This window comes from Lactobacillus crispatus, assembly GCF_018987235.1.
GTDB classification, from domain to species: domain Bacteria; phylum Bacillota; class Bacilli; order Lactobacillales; family Lactobacillaceae; genus Lactobacillus; species Lactobacillus crispatus.
This window is the reverse complement of sequence record NZ_CP072197.1, coordinates 1,281,650-1,298,006: the sequence shown is the minus strand read 5'-3', so window position 1 is coordinate 1,298,006 and position 16,357 is coordinate 1,281,650. Positions and strand designations below refer to the sequence as shown.

The following is a 16,357-nucleotide window of genomic DNA, read 5'->3' as shown; positions in this document are numbered from 1 at the left end:
TTAATTTCTCTTTTCTAAATTTTTTGCAACATATTTTCCGATAATGTCGGTTTCCAAATTTACTTCATCATTTATCTGTAAGTTGGCTAAATTGGTTTCGTCTTGAGTATGTGGAATTAGACCTACCGAAAAACTGTTATCTTTAACATCCATCACTGTTAATGAAACGCCATTTAAAGCAATACTACCTTGAGGTACGATCTGTGTTGATAATCGGGCAGGAAACTTAAACCAAATTTCAATTGCATTTTCATTCTGTGCTATTTTAGTAACTGTTGCCAAATCATCGATATGTCCCGTAACAAGATGACCTTCTAAACGTTGACCGACTTCTAATGAACGCTCAACGTTAAGTTGATCACCGTTATGCAAATTCTTAAAAACAGTTTTCTTATAAGTCTGAGGCATCATGGTTACAACAAAACTAGTTTCAGTAAAACTTTCAACCGTCAAACAAGTCCCATTAATTGCAATTGAATCACCGATCGTTAGCTCATTAGTAAAGTCTGCAGGGCACGAAACGGTTAGCTTAATTGTTTGCTTGTGTTTATCAATTTTTTTAATATGAGCATCCCCGCGAACTAGACCACTAAACATGTTTTAATTCACCTGCAATTCGTTCATTGTTGCCAAAGGCTGTTTTTTTAACATTTGTCAAAGGAACAGTTTCGTTTGGTACTAAACCTGTTACGCCTTCATCTCCAAGAAAGATCGGCGCCGTATATTTAATTACTTCATTAACAAAAATTTCATTCATAATTGCTTTTTCCAAAGTAGGGCCACCTTCTACATAAACTGACTGGATTTCTTTTGTACTCAAATAATCAAATACTTCTTGGATCTTGTTTGTTGCTAAATGAATAATTTTGATTTTAGAATTAGTAAAGTTGTTTTTAGACATTTGCTTATTTTGAGTGAAAATCCAAGTGGGATTTGTATCACTTAATAAGCGAAGTCGTAAATGATTTAACAGCCGTCCGCGACGATCAATGATAATACGGATTGGCGGATAGTCACTTTTGACATTAGTTCTTAAAATAGGGTCATCAATGATAGCAGTCGAAGAACCAATCATAATTGCTTGATAATCAGCACGTTCAGAATGAACTTGCTGATACACTGCTTGATTAGTGATTGGAGTTCGCTGGCCGCGCATTGCAACTTTATTATCTAAACTAGTTGCTTCTTTGACTGTGATCCAGGGAAACCCATATTGGTAAAAATAGCTGTAGAACTTATTAAGTTTACTTGCGTCATCAGCTAAAACACCAGTAGTTACTTGAATCCCATTCTTTTGTAGTTGGGCAATTCCTTTTCCAGTAACCAGTTTGTGTGGATCGATTTGTCCAACTACAACACGTTTAATCCCACTTTTGATAATTAAATCTGAGCAGGGAGGCTGTTTACCATAATGGTTGCATGGCTCAAGGGTGACATAGAGAGTTGAATTAAATAATTGTTCTGGGGTTAATTTTGAAATGGCATCGCGTTCTGCATGATTTTGTCCATAATGGTGATGATAGCCAGTAGCTAAGACTTGACCGTTTTTAACAATTACGGCACCAACCATAGGATTTTTCCATGTTTGATAGCGACCTTTTTTAGCTTCTTCTAAAGCTAAATTCATATAAAAATTATCTTTTTCCATTAAAATCACTTCCTCGTAGAGCAAAAAGAACCTCGAGTATTCTCGAGGTTCAGTAATAATATTCAAAGTCAAATAATCAAAGTAAATGCAAATAAGCGTTACTTATTGGTTATCATTCTTCTATCATCTAGACTATACTATCGGTACCGATTATCGGATTCCACCGCTTTCGCGGGTTGCGGACTTCACCGCCGGTCAGGAATTTCACCTTGCCTCGAAGAACATTTATTTAATTCAACTTTATCGTAAAACTGAACTAGCTAAATGTCAATAATTAATTTAAGCGGTTACAAACAAAAACAGATTAAATAAGGGAGCGATCGGACATCAAGCTGCAAAGATGATGAAGAAGTCGATTAATGCACGCAATCGCATGGATAAGAGGATTGCAGAAAAAGAAGGAATGCTAAAGAATATTGAAAAAGTTCCTACTATGACTATGAATTTTCAGGCAGATTATCATCGTGAGATTTTGCAACTTAATGATCTTAGCTTGCAACTAAAAAATAGTAGAGAACTATTTAAAAGCTTGACTTTGTCTTTGAATAATCATGAAATTATTGCTATTGAAGGTAAAAATGGTTCTGGAAAGTCAACATTAATTAAGTATTTACTGGGTATCTCTCAAAATCTAATTGCCAAAGGTAATTATGAGCTAATTGAAAGTTTGAAAATCTCTTATTTACCACAAGAATTTGTAATGTATAGCGGATCATTAAAAGACTTTGCTAAAAGATATCATTTGTCTTATGAAGCTTTGTTGAGCAATCTTAAGAAAATGGGATTTGCGCGTGCTGATTTTACAACTAGAATTGAAGAAATGAGTATGGGACAACAGAAACGAGTAGCTTTGGCTAAGTCATTGACAGAACCTGCTAATTTATATTTATGGGATGAGCCAGCAAATTATTTAGATGTATTCAATCAAGATCAATTAATTAAGCTTCTTAAGAGTGTGAAGCCAACGATGTTACTAATTGAGCATGATCCTTACTTCATTACATCGGTAGCTGATCAGCAGATTAAATTAACAAATTAACTAGATATTTCTATAAAATAATCTTATTAGGAAAAGTAAAATTATAAGATATATTGGTTGGAAAGTTCGATTATCATGAGACTGTAAAATAGTTTGTGTAAGGATGAATGATTCCTTAAATTTATTTCTTTAAACATTAGAAAAAGGAGTTCCTTTCTCGTATGATTGGTTTGAACAAAAAAACACATACAGAAAGAAGAACTCCTTCATGAATGATTTTACCAAAGATTTTGCTCAAGCTCTATTCAATCCAGACAAAATAAATGATTTATTGCGCAAAGAGCTACAACAGGCTGTTAATAACTTGCTAGAAGCTGAGTTGACTGCCTTTCTAGGCTATGATCCCTATGCCAGAAATGGCTGGAATACTGGCAATTCTAGAAATGGTGCTTATTTCCGCAAGGTTGATACCCAGTTTGGACCAATTGAAGTGCAAGTGCCTCGAGACCGCAACGGTCAGTTTCATCAGCACACGCTGCCTGACTACAAGCAGCACTCTGATGTTTTGGAAAGCACGATTATCAAGCTATACTCCAAAGGCGTAACTACCAGAGAAATCGCTGACTTGATTGAGAAAATGTATGGCAGTCATTATAGTCCAGCTCAAGTATCAAATATTTCCAAGCAGATGCTCCCCAAGATTGAGGCTTATCACAAGCGCAAGCTAAGCGACAAGTTTTTCTGTGTCTATTTGGATGCGACATACCTTCCTTTGCGCCGAGAAACGTTTGAGCGTGAAGCAGTATATATTGCCATTGGCATTAAACCTAATGGACATAAGGAAGTCATTGACTACTGCATTGCTCCTAGTGAGAACATTGAAGTTTGGACAGAGATGCTTCAAAACATGAAGTCCAGAGGCTTGAAGCAAGTTGAGCTTTTTCTTTCTGATGGTGTTGTTGGCATGAAAACAGCCTTGGCCAGGACTTATCCTAAAGCTCATTTTCAACGCTGCCTGGTTCATGTCATGCGCAATATCTGCGCTAAAGTACGCGTCGACGATCGTGAAAAGATCATGAACGAATTCAAGCAGATACATCAACAGACAAGCAAAAAAGAAGCTGCAGCTGTCTTGCACAAATTCTATGCCAAATGGAATAAAGCTTATAGCCATGTCATCAAAGGTTTGAAGGAAATTGAGCCCGATCTGCTAGTCTTCTACAATTATCCCAAACAAATCAGAGCTTCAATTTATTCAACCAATATGATTGAATCCTTTAACAACGTCATCAAGCGTAAAGCTAAGCCTAAGGCAGAATTTCCAACTGAACAGTCGCTTGATGCATTTATTGGCATCCAGGCAATGAGCTACAATGACCGTTATTTCAATCGAATTCATAAAGGCTTTGGTCAGGTTCAGGACACCTTAGAATCCTACTTTGATTAAATAAATAATTAAAAAATCAATTTACGAGAAAGATCTATTTACACAAAAGATTTGACAGTTTCATTATCATAGGCATAATAAGCTATAGAGGTGATAAACATGAAGAATGAATTTTGTCACGATGAAATGAAATGTCAGAAAAATTGTCCTTGTGCAGATAAGGATGGCATTTGCCACTGCAAAATGGTAGATAGTAAAGAATGTGTTTGCAAGAGTCATTGTAAGGAACAAGAAAAGTAACAAAAGAGCGCCAGTAGATTTAGTTTAAGTTTACTGGCGCTCTTTTAAATAAAAATCACATAATTTTGTTGCGTTTAACTGGAAAAAGAAATGAAATAACTGGAACTATTAGATAAAGAATCATTGCTAGTTTTGCATTGAATAATGACAGAATGATCAATATTACATTTAAAAATAAAGTAACCGTCATTTTTCTAATAAAGGAGCGGCTAATAATAATTCGCATGATTTGGGAATAGCGCGCAGTATTTTTAGCACCAAAATATTGAATTAGATATTCTAAGATTTTGGCAATTAAGAAGACAATCCCAAAATTGGCTACAGCGAAAGAAGAATTTTCAGCCATAATCCATTTAGTCATGACTGGCAGAAGTGATAAATCCGCTAGAAAAAAGAAGTCTAGAATGGCAATCGCTTTTGAAGGCTTAAAAATATAGTATGAAAAAGATAAATGCAGATCATACCAGAAATCTGCCACAATAAAAAAAGTGATTAAAAAGACAGCAATGTTGCTAATGAATTGCTGATAATGAATTTCATGAAGCGCGGGTTGAATTTCTAAAACAATAATTGTAATGATAATGGCCATCACTCCATCATTAAAGGCTTGTAGATGTTCACGTAGACTTTCAGGCTCTTTCTTTTGGGCCTCAGCTAATTCTTTTTTGACATTTTTTAATTTATCTTTTTCTTGGTCTGAGAATTGATTAAAATTGTGTTTTCTGGGATTTCGTGGCATAGTTATTCCTCCGATTAAATTAATGTGATAATCAATAATTACTTTAGCATAATTTTTTACAATCAAGCTAAAAATTGATTCTTACAAATTAATATCATAATTTGCTTTTTGGACAAATATAAAGCATGATAGACAGTAATCAAATATTAGGGGGGATTAGTTTGAAAAAAATAATAGCTAAGCCTGTTGGAATGTTTGAATTATTCTATGATTTAGTTTTCGTATACGCAATTTCTCGAATTACTGCAATGATTCATCATCCTGTTAATGGCAGTATTCCTTTAGTTATTTTTCTTCAATTTTTATTGGTTGTAATTGTAGTAATGCAAATTTGGCTTTATCAAGTTATCTATTTTAACCGATATAGCAAAAACAGATTTTTAGATATTGGCGGTTTAGTTTTAAATATGTTTGTAGCAGTTTATCTGGCTAACAATATTAATACTGAATGTCGATTTAGTATTCGTAATCTGTTAACATTGCTACTAATTTTTGCACTAGGAGTAAGTTACTTATGGGTTGTGATAAAATCTAAAATAGGTATTTCAATCTGCCTATTAATTTGGAATTTGTTATTTTTCTTAGAATTTTATATTAAAGGCAATAAAAATGAATTCAGATGATCAATTTATCAAGTGGGCGACAGATTTACAAAGTTTAGCTCAAGCAGGATTGCATTATGGTCATGATGTATTTGATCATGAGCGCTATGAAAAAATCCGTAAAATTGCAGGCGAAATGATGGCAGCTAGGACAGGACTACCTAAAGAACAAATTAAAACACTCTTTTTGGGTGATGAGGGCTATCAAACACCTAAGATTGATACGCGAGCAGCAATTTTTAAGGATAATAAAATTTTGCTTGTCCGTGAAAAAATGACTCAGGAATGGTCATTGCCAGGCGGCTGGAATGATTATGACCAAACTACAGCACAAAATTGTGTTAAAGAGGCATATGAAGAAGCAGGTAGAGTAGTTAGACCCGTCAAAATTATTGCAGTTCAAGATCGTAATCATCATAATAAACCAATTTTGGCCACCAACATTACGAAGGTATTTTACTTATGCAAAGAAATTAGTGGTGAATTTAAGCCGAACGATGAAACTGATGCTTGTGATTATTTTGCATTAGATAATTTACCGAAGCTTTCACTTGGGCGAAATACTGAGGAACAAATTACCATGTGTTTTGCGGCAAATAATGATCCTAATTGGCAGACTCAATTTGAATAGAAAATTTGAAAAATAAATAAAAAAGTTGTTGACAACGATTATATTTTGATTAAAATAATTATTAACAAATTTAATAAATCTGAAAACAAAGAGAAAGAAGAGTAATTTAGACTTAATTTACAGCGAGTCTCGTTAGGTGTGAGGAGATAAATCCTAAGTTTAAATGAAAATCACTTTCGAGTTCTATTTCTTAACTTAAAGTAAGAAGTAGTGGGAGCACCCATTATAGTGCCTACGTATCGTCGAGTAATTGACTGTACGTGAAAGGTATTGCTAGCAATAGTGATATAAATAAAGGGTGGTACCACGCTCAAAGCGTCCCTCAGTTGCAATTTGCAGCTGAGGGTCTTTTTTGTTTATCAGGGATGTTTTGGAGGAGAGAAAATGACAGATCATACATCGAAAAAACTTACATGGAAAAATTATCTCGTTGTTGCTTCCTTGCTGTTTGGATTATTTTTTGGGGCTGGTAACCTAATCTTTCCATTACATTTAGGACAACTAGCTGGAGCAAATTGGGGAACAGCTGCAATTGGCTTTTTAATCACAGGGGTTTTATTGCCATTATTATCTGTATTAGCAGTAGCAATTACTCATGCAAACGGAGTATACGACATCGGTAAGCCGCTGGGTGCCGGATTTGCAGTAGTATTTATGGTTTTAATCCATGCCACAATCGGACCATTGTTTGGTACCCCAAGAACTGCAACCGTTTCTTTCACAGTTGGTATTGCACCATTTATGCCGAAGAATATGCAAAGTTCCGCTTTACTTGTTTTCTCAGCTTTATTCTTTTTAGCTGCTTTTGCTTTTTCTTATCATCAAAATAATATCTTGTCTAACGTTGGTAAGGTATTAAATCCATTATTCTTGGCATTATTATTCCTAGTGTTTCTTGTAGCTTTTGCTCGTCCGTTGGGGAATCCACAAACTGCTGCAGTAACTGCTGCTTATAAGCATGGAGCATTAGTAAATGGCTTCTTAGAGGGTTATAACACAATGGATGCCTTAGCAGGCTTAGCCTTTGGGGTTACGGTTGTTACAGCTGTTCGTGGCATGGGACAAAAAGATGCTAAAAGTGTTTCAAAAGTTGTTGCTAAATCAGGTGTCTTGGCCGTTTTAGCAATCGGTTTTATCTACTTGTTATTGATCTTAATGGGTGCAATGTCTCTCGGACGCTTTGCAGTTTCTGATAACGGTGGGGTAGCCTTTAACCAAATCGTTAACGTTTATGGCGGTGTCTTTGGTCAAGCTTTACTTGCATTCTTATTGACAGTTACCTGTTTGACTACTGCAGTTGGTTTGGTTGCTGCTTTTGCGCAAGACTTTCATAAGCATTTTCCTAAGGTAAGTTACCACGTTTGGTTAGCACTTAGTTGCTTGGCATCATTCTTAGCCGCTAACTTTGGTTTGGATCAAATCATTTCATGGTCAACACCGATGTTAATGTTCTTATATCCTTTATCCATGGTTTTGATCTTGCTATCAGTTTGTTCACCATTGTTTAATAAGGCAGGTGTAGTTTACTTTTTCGTAATCCTATTTACTGTTGTGCCAGCCTTAGGCGATATGGTGGTTGCTTTCCCAAGTGTAGTTAGTCAAAGTTCATTCGGTTTAGCAGTAGCTTCACTTAGAAGTCATTTGCCACTTGCCAGCATGGGTTTATCATGGTTAGTGCCAGCACTGGTAGGTTTAGCAATTGGTTTAGTTGTATATCATGTTAGAAATAAAAAGACAGTACCGGTTTTAGAAAAAGACTAAAATTTGTGTATTTTAGATGAAGGCAGTGATTGCCTTCATTTTTTTGCTTCTGAGATGAATAGTTGTGAATAGACATGATAAAATTATTTTAATAAGGAGAACCACATGCTTCAAGTACGATATGGTATTAACTTAGCACCAGAAATTAAAGAAAATAAGATTGATATTATTAAGAATGAGCCTTTTACTGTTTGGGATGCAGGTGTAATAAATATTCAAAAGCAAAAGTACTATTTATTAGTTGAAAAAGACACTAGTTTTCCAATTTTATTAACTAAACTTGATGCCAAGCTATTTAATGATGTTTTTGCTAATGCGATTAAAAGCTATGACTTTATTTTGTTTAAACAGCAACAAAAATTAGTTTCAGCGGTAAAGTCCAAGCAAATGTCTTTTTACGATACTAAAAGCCAAGCTAATTTAATGCTAGAAAAAATTCGTAAACTTATAGAGGATAATCAAAACGAATATTTAAATTTGATTGATGTTGTAAAAGATGAAAAGAATATGGTAGATAAGCTAACTGTAATGTCAGCGGCTATTTTTGCCTTGGATAGTCAGATTGGACAAAATTTTATTTCTAAGATGATTGATGAGGTTAGTACGTATTTCCCTATTAAGCCGCAAAAACCAAATCGAAGATATAAGTATGTTGACTTAGTGCCAAAATTTGAAGATTTCTCTAATTTTGAAAAATATGAAAATAAACCAGTAAAAGGCAATGAAAAGATTGTTGCTAAAATTAAAGAAAATAATCAGAAACTCATTGATCAATATGCTAAATACGTACCAGCAGGAATAGGATATATCCAACCTGATCAAATGCTGCCGGATTATCTAAATCATTATTTATTACGTAATAAGATCCATTTAGTTACTAATGATTTAGGAGAAGCAATTTCTTATTTATGGATTATGATATCTAACAATAAACTACATCCGCTAGAAATAGAGCAGATTACAAATACCTTGAAAAATTTCTATGTATTTTTGAGTAGAGTAGGTCTTATTCGTAAAACTGATAGTAAAGAAATAGGGATGAATATTGACTGGGTAACTGAAGAAATTAATTCATACCCCGATCAAAACCTGGATGAGGATTTGATAAACGATATGATAGAGGCAATTGAAGCAAATCCGAAAAAGATTTTGGAACTTGAAGATTTAGACTTGTCTCCTCAGGATTTGTCTAGAGTCTTAGAAGGCTTGCGAAGAGATCTTGAGAATCATGATAAAAAGCAGAAAACACGAAAAAAGGCAATTTTTGAAAATCAAACTCGCAATCGAGCTACCTATGAGATTAGAGTAAAACTAAAGTCTTTTAAACCATCTACTTGGCGTAGATTTATTATTAGTGGCAATACATCCGTGAAAACTTTAGAAGTTGCCATGCTAGATATGTTTAATGCTGATTTTGGACATATGTTTGATTTGCTGAATAAAAAGACGCAGGAACGCTTTGAAAATGTAGAAAGTATCGCTGAAGCGGAAGATTGGGATCCGGCTACAGGCATAGATTATGAAAAAGCGAAGGTCTCATATTTTGAAAAAGGTGATAAGTTATTATTAACCTATGATTATGGCGATAGCTGGGAATTCGAAGTAGATATTAAGAACATTACTACTGATCAAGCAGCTCCTAAGTGTCCAAAAATACTTTCTGGAAAAGGTTATGGAATAATTGATGACATTGGTGGCGTATGGTCTTTGCAAGATTATTACGATACGCCTAAAGATAAAGTAGATCCTGAAATGATTGATTGGTTAATGGGTGGAGAAGCAATTAATTTAGATAATTTTAATAAGGAAGAACTTAATCAAAGAATGGAACAATATAAGAACTAAAGAAACATACTAACCTAGTGTTGGATCATGAATCGACGGATTCACGATCTGGCACTTTTTATTTTGTCTAAAATAGAAAGTGAAGATAAAGCAAATCAAGTCTTCAGCTTTTTAGACACTTGATGTCGTAAAAGAAACGGACTGCTTTACCACCTATTCTTAAGTCTCTTCGAAGTCTGTGGGCACTTAGATGCCGTGTTTAGAAAATTAGAATTAATAGGTTGATAAAGAGGTTTATCTTCACAGCGGAGGTTATATTATGGAATCACAAATTATTTTCGGTATTGATGTTAGCAGTAAATCTTCCACAGTTTGTGTGGTTAATGACCGGATCAAACAAGGCGAATCTTTTAGAATCTCTAATGATTCCTTTGGCTATCAAAAACTTTATGAGCAACTGAACCAATATTTGATAACTCCTTTAGTTGTTTTCGAAGCTACTGGTGTTTATTCTCTAAGCCTGCAAGCTTTCTTAGAGGATTATCATATTAAGTATTTGAAGCTTAATCCGCTTAAAGCGAAAAAGCTAATGGACAATAATTTACGCCATAATAAAACTGATAAGGTAGATGCTTATCGCCTGGCTTTAATTCAATTTAATGCCCCGCAAAAGCTGCGTGATCCACAGCCCAGAGAGTATCATGAACTTCAGAATGCCAGTCGCTATTATGAAGAACTTACTAGGAGTATAGTTACTACTAAAAATCAATTGCACCGCAACCTCCAATCCACTTTCCCACAAATTGAAGAAATACTGTCTCATCCATCTGGCAGAATTTATTGGGCGCTTGTTAGTCTTTTCCCACATGCTGGATATGTTCTAGAAAAGAATGAGACACAGGTAACTCAAATGCTTAATTCTATTTCTGGAATAGGACAACAAAGGGCACGGTACTTAACCACAAGATTATACGCTTTTGCTAGAGAAGCTTATCCTTATGATTCCAAAGATAGTATTATCGTTAGAGCTATTCAAAGGAACATTTCTAATTTGTTTTCACTCCAGCAAGAACGCGACTATGTAATTAACTACATGGAAAAGCTGGCTAAAGCAGTAAACGCTCGTGCTTTATCCATCTATTTGAGTATCCCAGGGGTTGCTAGAATTACAGCAGTGAGATTAGTAGCAGAGCTCGGTGATCTAAGACGGTTTAGCACTTCAGCTCAAATTGATGCGTTTGTTGGCATTGATCCAGGAAGGTACCAATCTGGTGAAAAAGACAGTTCTCTTGGCATTACCAAGCATGGCAATCATATTGCCAGAAAAATACTTTATCGAGTTATTATTCAAATGGAGACGGTAAAGGCTACGCAGCCTTGCCATATAACTGATTATTATGACAAGAAAAAACGATCTTCAAATAGCCAAGGCTATAAGAAAATCGCCATTGCATCAGTCCATAAACTGATACGCACAATGTTTGCTCTTATCAAACATGATCAATTATATGATTACAACATAGCCACCAAAAATAAAAGACTTTAGCTGAAATCAAATAATCAACTTAAGTATAAGCAACCTATGGAAAAACTACAAGTATTCATAGGCTTATTTGTGGTACTTTCGCTTTTTCTTAAATTTAAACTCTTATTTGCTTTAACCTTATTCGCATCATTAAAACAAGTAAATTTATTTTCTTAAATCATTGATAATACTTGACTTTGGGTAGAAAAAAAGATTACCTTAGCATATGTGTATATACTGAGGCAATCTTTTTTAAATTTTACAGCAACTTTTTTAATTCATTTACAGCAGTATTATAATCGGGCTCATGAGTAATTTCATCAACAATTTCACGATAAACGATTTTACCGTTAGGCTCAAGAATCCACACACTGCGTGCTAGTATTCCAGATTCTGGTATTAGTAAGCCAGTAGCTTTACCAAAAGATAATTTTTCATCAGACATTAATTGCATATTTTTAATACCTTCAGCCGCACACCAATTTTGCTGGTCTTTGATGGTATTAGTTGAAATAGTTAAAAAGTTAACGTCAGGAAACTGATCCATTGTTTGGTTAAAAGTTTTAGTTTGAATGCTGCAGACAGGTGTGTTGATATCTGGTACAACACTGATCAAAGTATTTTTACCTAATAAACTATCTTTAGTAGCTTCTTGCTTATTTTTGTCTAAAACTGTAAAATTAGGCATTTCATCGCCAACCTTAGGTGGCATACCAATTAATTGAACTTCTTTTCCTTTAAAAGTAACTTTCATGAAATTCCTCCTTTTATTATCTTTTAACTTAAATATAGCAAAGTCAGTTCAATAACTTAAATATTTAGCTTACAGATATTAATTTTTAGAATTTAAAATTTTACTTTTGAATTTTAACATCTTGTATTTTGAATTTAACCACTTATTTAAATAGTGAATTCGGAAAGGAAGACTTTTTATGTTAATTGGAACTTTTAGCTTATTCATCAATAATGATGTTGTTAAATGATTGGTCTATCAATATTTGGACATTGTTTATTTTTATTCTTTCATACGTTGTTATTTGGATAACAATCAAGTTAACACAAAATCGCCAAATTAAGAAACGTAATAGCTAATTAATAATCCTTATTCATTCGCTTTATGCATAGCTAACTATTACCAATAAATATTTTTTATAATAGTTATTTTGATTTACGATTTTTATTTTTTAAATCATTTAACGAAATACTATTTTGGCTTGCAATGAGAGCATTATTTTTGCGAAAGAGAATTGCAAAAGATTCATTAGTAATTTGCGTCTCAATTGCAGAACCTTGAATTTGAGTAAAGAAGTCGCTATTGATAACTATTGCATCTAATTTTCCCTCATTAAATAGATTAACTAGTTCTATACTGTTAGAACTGATCTTTAATCTTTTAAATTGATTAAAATTTTCAGCAAAAATATCGGGCATCAGATAGGCACTTATATTATCAAATACCCCGACTCGTAAGGTGGTTATAGTTGGCTTTAGCGCAATTATTTCTTTTAAATCTTGAAGTATTTTATCTGACTTATTTTTAAAAGCAAGTCCAGCAGCAGTGAGGACAATACCATCAGTATTCCTAATAAATAATTTCTTATTGACAATAGCTTCTAGCTGTCTAATTTTTTTACTGACAGTAGATTGGTCTAGGTAGAGATAGTTGCTAGCTTGACTGAAGCTAGCAAATCTACTAACAACTTCAAAAATATGCAGTAGTTCGAAGTTTAGTTTATTCATTTATGATTAACTCCTTATTTTGAGTAGAAATAATAAATCTATTTTAGCAACAAATGTAACTAAAATCCTTTTCTTAGTGAAGAATTAGATGTGAGTTTTACGTCAAATGATGAAATAGATATTTACTAGTATTTACTTTGAACCAAAGTCTCAAATTAGTAAAAAATATGTTTGACATCTAACAAAAGGAGGACCTATATGGAACCGATAAAAAAGGTTATTAAGCAATCTTCCGTTCAAATAGATCGTGAACGAGAGACGTTTGCTAACACTTTGGGTATCACCGGCGTTCAAATGACAACTTTAGATTTTATTTCTAATCATCAAAATCAAACTGTTTCACAACATGAAATTGAAAAGGAACTAGATTTAAAGCGTTCAACGGTGACAATCATGATTCAAAGAATGGAGAAAAGAGATTTAGTTAAACGCGTTACTAATGCGGTCGATAAAAGACAGAAGGATGTTTCTTTAACTGCTAAGAGTAAATCATTTATTCCCAAGATAAAAGATTATATGCGTCAAGATGATCGAAAAGTTCGTAGTCATTTTACACAAGCTGAAATAAATACGGCACTAAAAGTTTTAAAATTTGTCAAAAATGGAGGAAAAAATGGAACCAAATAATGAAAGAATATCATCAAAAGTGTTTGCAGCAGTAATTGCCACGGGATTAATGTCATTTTCTGGCGTTCTAGTTGAAACTTCAATGAATATTGCTTTTCCAACCTTGTTGCGTGATTTTAATGTTTCAACCAATGTTGTGCAATGGATGACTTCAATTTATTTGCTTGCAGTTTCAATTATCGGGCCAATCTCTGCTGCATTAAAAAGTTCATATAAAACTAAAAGTCTATTTTTAACCGCTAATTTTTTGTTTTTACTTGGCTTAATAGTTGATGCTACTGCACCAATTTTTCCGGTGCTATTGCTCGGAAGAGTAATTCAAGGCATTGGTACTGGAATCGCCCTGCCATTAATGTTTAACATCATTTTAGAACAAGTGCCTAAGGGTAAAGTTGGTACTATGATGGGTGTCGGCAGTATGATCACTGGAATCGCACCAGCACTTGGGCCAACCTTTGGCGGAATCGTCCTACAGGCATTGAATTGGCGTTGGGTCTTTTGGTTTTTAATTCCATTGATTATTATTTCATTGTTATTAGGCATCTGGGGTATTGAACAAAAATCTGCTGTTAAAAAAGTTAAGATTGATCGCCTTAGCTTTATCATAATTGCAATCTTCTTTATTGGGATGCTGGTTGGCTTTAGCAACTTAGGAACAGGACAATTGGGTGCAACTGCTATTCCAATTTTGATTGCTTTATTAGCTTTAGCTCTGTTAATTTGGAGATCTAATCGAATTAAAGTACCAATTTTGGATCTAAAATTATTTAAAAATCATAGTTTTACAGGTCATATTATTGGTTTTTTCTGCATTCAACTAATTTCTTTGGGTAATGCATTTTTATTGCCAAATTTCATTCAATTGGTTAATCATAATACTGCTTTTTTAGCAGGCTTGATTGTTTTGCCAGCAGGAGTTGCTGGTGCAATCATGGGTCCAATTGGTGGTCGGTTGCTAGATAATTATGGTGCACGCAAACCTATTTTATTTGGTGTAAGTTTGATGTTGCTTGAAACATTGTTTTTTGCAGTATTACCTAATCAGATGAATAATATTTTTATATTGATAGTTTATATCATTTACATGGCAGGAATGGGAATGATATTGGGAGATGTCATGACTGATACTTTGGCAGTAATTGATGAGAGTAAAACTACTCAAGGTAATGCAATTTTAAATACTGCTCAACAATTTGCTGGTGCTGTTGGAACCTCAATTACCTCAGCAATCGTTGCTTCTAGTCAAAAAGGTACTAAGTCAGCTGATTTAACCAGAATCGGAACACAGCATGCATATATTTTTCTTTTATGTTTAGTTATTTTAATCATGGCTTTATTTATCAAATATGTTGGTAGAAGAACTGCAACTAAGTAAAGGATCACATATTCAAGATATTGCTTTTTCAAAAATTATCTGCTATTATTTTGCTTACAAAAAGTAAGTAAATGATTTAGGAGATGATAGAAATGAAGATCGAATTAGGTATCTCATCATTTGGTGAAACTACACCACTTGAAACAACAGGAAAAGCAATTAGTCATGATCAAAGAATCAGGGATTTATTAGAAGAAATCGTTCTTGCAGATAAATTGAATATTGATGCATTTGCAATCGGTGAACACCATCGCAAGGATTTCGCTATCTCAGCACCAGAAATCATTTTAGCAGCTGCTGCTTCGAAAACTAAGCAAATCCATCTTTCAAGTGCTACTACAAATCTACCAACAATTAATCCAATTAGAGTTTATGAACAATATGCAACAATGGATGCAATTGTACCGGGTAGAGTTGAAATCATGGCTGGACGAGGATCATTCACTGAGGCCTTTGATTTATTTGGCTATGATTTAGAAAATTACGATGAACTTTTTATTGAAAAGCTTGAAATGCTACTCAAAATGAACAAAGAAGAAATTCTCGATTGGCCAAAAGGAAAGTTTACACCTAGAGTTGATCATAAAGGAATTTATCCGCGCACTAAAAAGCCAATCCCTATTTCTGTAGCTACAGGCGGAAGCATAGAATCGACTATCCGAACTGCAGAGTTAGGTTTGCCAATCGTTTATGCGATAATTGGCGGTGATCCTTTGCACTTTAAACCACTAATTAAGTTGTACAGAAGAGTTGCAGAAAAAGTTGGCAATGATTTAACGAAGATGCCAATTGCTGCACACTCTTGGGGCTGGCTGAATCAGGATAAAGAAAAAGCCATCAAGGATTATTTTTATCCTACTAAATTGCTAGTTGATCAAATTAGTAAAGAAAGACCACAATGGACAGGGATGACATATGAACAATATCTTGAGGCAGTTGGAGAAAATGGAGCTATTTTTGTTGGCGATAGCGAGACAGTTGCAAATAAGATCATCAAAGTCATGGAAGAACTTGGGTTAACTCGCTTCTATCTTCATTTGCCAATTGCTTCAATGCCGCATGAAGATGTCATGGATGCAATTAGAATTTATGGAGAAGAAGTAGTGCCGAAGGTGAAGACGTATTTTCAAAAAAAGACTGAGCAAGATCGTCTTAAATTAAGGTGGAAGAATTAAATAGAGAGTAATAATATAGTGTTCAAGAGTCTAGATGACTTTTGAACCCTTTTTCACTTTTAGAGATAAACCTAAGGAGGATG

The 16,357-nt window shown here is 34.1% G+C and carries 14 protein-coding genes, 1 pseudogene, 1 riboswitch and 1 other annotated feature; of the genes and pseudogenes, 10 read left to right on the top strand and 5 right to left on the bottom strand.

Translation table 11 applies throughout. From position 1 onward, the window contains the following. Positions 1 to 597 (bottom strand): riboflavin synthase, encoded by a 597-nt coding sequence (locus J6L97_RS06275; RefSeq protein ID WP_057726819.1) that lies wholly within the window; start codon positions 595 to 597, stop codon positions 1 to 3. Then, complete coding sequence (gene ribD, locus J6L97_RS06270; protein WP_057726820.1) at positions 590 to 1,648, bottom strand: bifunctional diaminohydroxyphosphoribosylaminopyrimidine deaminase/5-amino-6-(5-phosphoribosylamino)uracil reductase RibD; 1,059 nt, start codon at positions 1,646 to 1,648, stop codon at positions 590 to 592. Before ribD ends, J6L97_RS06275 begins: the two co-directional genes overlap by 8 nt. A 111-nt stretch (positions 1,649 to 1,759) precedes the next feature. Next, positions 1,760 to 1,874, bottom strand: a riboswitch (FMN riboswitch). A 75-nt stretch (positions 1,875 to 1,949) separates the two neighbouring features. On the opposite strand from ribD, the pseudogene J6L97_RS06265 reads away from it, so the two are divergent. Together J6L97_RS06265 and J6L97_RS06260 are read left to right on the top strand one after the other, a co-directional pair. Continuing rightward, a pseudogene (locus tag J6L97_RS06265) lies at positions 1,950 to 2,687 on the top strand (ATP-binding cassette domain-containing protein); the annotation flags it as partial. A 208-nt stretch (positions 2,688 to 2,895) separates the two neighbouring features. Continuing rightward, positions 2,896 to 4,074 (top strand): IS256 family transposase, encoded by a 1,179-nt coding sequence (locus J6L97_RS06260; RefSeq protein WP_005728142.1) that lies wholly within the window; start codon positions 2,896 to 2,898, stop codon positions 4,072 to 4,074. A 295-nt stretch (positions 4,075 to 4,369) separates the two neighbouring features. Here the strand turns inward: J6L97_RS06260 and J6L97_RS06255 are convergent, their stop codons facing one another. Then, complete coding sequence (locus J6L97_RS06255) at positions 4,370 to 5,053, bottom strand: TMEM175 family protein (protein WP_023488558.1); 684 nt, start codon at positions 5,051 to 5,053, stop codon at positions 4,370 to 4,372. Positions 5,054 to 5,214: 161 nt separating this feature from the next. Between J6L97_RS06255 and J6L97_RS06250 the strand changes: the two genes are divergently transcribed. From J6L97_RS06250 to J6L97_RS06230, 5 genes are all read left to right on the top strand, one after another. After that, the gene (locus tag J6L97_RS06250) at positions 5,215 to 5,676 is read left to right on the top strand and encodes a low temperature requirement protein A (protein ID WP_054833047.1); all 462 of its coding nucleotides are present in this window, start codon (positions 5,215 to 5,217) and stop codon (positions 5,674 to 5,676) included. Further along, positions 5,663 to 6,286, top strand: a complete 624-nt coding sequence (locus tag J6L97_RS06245; protein ID WP_054833046.1) for an NUDIX hydrolase N-terminal domain-containing protein — start codon at positions 5,663 to 5,665, stop codon at positions 6,284 to 6,286. The genes J6L97_RS06250 and J6L97_RS06245 overlap by 14 nt, the downstream gene beginning before the upstream one ends. A 79-nt stretch (positions 6,287 to 6,365) precedes the next feature. Next, positions 6,366 to 6,612: a binding site (T-box leader), on the top strand. A 58-nt stretch (positions 6,613 to 6,670) separates the two neighbouring features. After that, complete coding sequence (brnQ, locus tag J6L97_RS06240) at positions 6,671 to 8,047, top strand: branched-chain amino acid transport system II carrier protein (RefSeq protein WP_057726686.1); 1,377 nt, start codon at positions 6,671 to 6,673, stop codon at positions 8,045 to 8,047. Positions 8,048 to 8,152: 105 nt separating this feature from the next. Next, a complete protein-coding gene (locus tag J6L97_RS06235) occupies positions 8,153 to 9,892 on the top strand; it encodes a plasmid pRiA4b ORF-3 family protein (RefSeq protein ID WP_057726687.1) in 1,740 nt (579 codons plus the stop codon). Between the two features lie 256 nt (positions 9,893 to 10,148). Next, positions 10,149 to 11,378 carry an IS110 family RNA-guided transposase gene (locus J6L97_RS06230; protein ID WP_080592494.1) on the top strand — a complete coding sequence of 410 codons (1,230 nt, stop codon included), beginning with the start codon at positions 10,149 to 10,151 and terminating at the stop codon, positions 11,376 to 11,378. Positions 11,379 to 11,616: 238 nt separating this feature from the next. Here the strand turns inward: J6L97_RS06230 and tpx are convergent, their stop codons facing one another. After that, a complete protein-coding gene (gene tpx, locus J6L97_RS06225; RefSeq protein ID WP_057726993.1) occupies positions 11,617 to 12,111 on the bottom strand; it encodes a thiol peroxidase in 495 nt (164 codons plus the stop codon). Positions 12,112 to 12,515: 404 nt separating this feature from the next. Then, positions 12,516 to 13,097 carry a LysR family transcriptional regulator gene (locus tag J6L97_RS06220; RefSeq protein WP_057726994.1) on the bottom strand — a complete coding sequence of 194 codons (582 nt, stop codon included), beginning with the start codon at positions 13,095 to 13,097 and terminating at the stop codon, positions 12,516 to 12,518. Positions 13,098 to 13,295: 198 nt separating this feature from the next. Here J6L97_RS06220 and J6L97_RS06215 point away from each other — a divergent pair, with 198 nt between their 5' ends. From J6L97_RS06215 to J6L97_RS06205, 3 genes are all read left to right on the top strand, one after another. Further along, positions 13,296 to 13,724: a MarR family winged helix-turn-helix transcriptional regulator gene (locus J6L97_RS06215; RefSeq protein WP_005720281.1), complete on the top strand. Its 429-nt coding sequence runs from the start codon at positions 13,296 to 13,298 to the stop codon at positions 13,722 to 13,724. Then, the gene (locus tag J6L97_RS06210; RefSeq protein WP_057726995.1) at positions 13,711 to 15,099 is read left to right on the top strand and encodes a DHA2 family efflux MFS transporter permease subunit; all 1,389 of its coding nucleotides are present in this window, start codon (positions 13,711 to 13,713) and stop codon (positions 15,097 to 15,099) included. The genes J6L97_RS06215 and J6L97_RS06210 overlap by 14 nt, the downstream gene beginning before the upstream one ends. A gap of 92 nt (positions 15,100 to 15,191) precedes the next feature. Then, on the top strand, positions 15,192 to 16,274 hold the full coding sequence (locus J6L97_RS06205) for an LLM class flavin-dependent oxidoreductase (protein WP_054833010.1): 1,083 nt from the start codon (positions 15,192 to 15,194) through the stop codon (positions 16,272 to 16,274). The last annotated feature ends 83 nt before the right edge of the window (positions 16,275 to 16,357 follow it).

Bases quoted from the DNA above. Each gene is read 5' to 3' on its own strand.
- J6L97_RS06275 (WP_057726819.1), bottom strand. From the start codon at position 597: ATGTTTAGTGGTCTAGTTCGCGGGGATGCTCATATTAAAAAAATTGAT.
- ribD (WP_057726820.1), bottom strand. From the start codon at position 1,648: ATGGAAAAAGATAATTTTTATATGAATTTAGCTTTAGAAGAAGCTAAA.
- J6L97_RS06260 (WP_005728142.1), top strand. From the start codon at position 2,896: ATGAATGATTTTACCAAAGATTTTGCTCAAGCTCTATTCAATCCAGAC.
- J6L97_RS06255 (WP_023488558.1), bottom strand. From the start codon at position 5,053: ATGCCACGAAATCCCAGAAAACACAATTTTAATCAATTCTCAGACCAA.
- J6L97_RS06245 (WP_054833046.1), top strand. From the start codon at position 5,663: ATGAATTCAGATGATCAATTTATCAAGTGGGCGACAGATTTACAAAGT.
- brnQ (WP_057726686.1), top strand. From the start codon at position 6,671: ATGACAGATCATACATCGAAAAAACTTACATGGAAAAATTATCTCGTT.
- J6L97_RS06235 (WP_057726687.1), top strand. From the start codon at position 8,153: ATGCTTCAAGTACGATATGGTATTAACTTAGCACCAGAAATTAAAGAA.
- tpx (WP_057726993.1), bottom strand. From the start codon at position 12,111: ATGAAAGTTACTTTTAAAGGAAAAGAAGTTCAATTAATTGGTATGCCA.
- J6L97_RS06220 (WP_057726994.1), bottom strand. From the start codon at position 13,097: ATGAATAAACTAAACTTCGAACTACTGCATATTTTTGAAGTTGTTAGT.
- J6L97_RS06215 (WP_005720281.1), top strand. From the start codon at position 13,296: ATGGAACCGATAAAAAAGGTTATTAAGCAATCTTCCGTTCAAATAGAT.
- J6L97_RS06210 (WP_057726995.1), top strand. From the start codon at position 13,711: ATGGAACCAAATAATGAAAGAATATCATCAAAAGTGTTTGCAGCAGTA.
- J6L97_RS06205 (WP_054833010.1), top strand. From the start codon at position 15,192: ATGAAGATCGAATTAGGTATCTCATCATTTGGTGAAACTACACCACTT.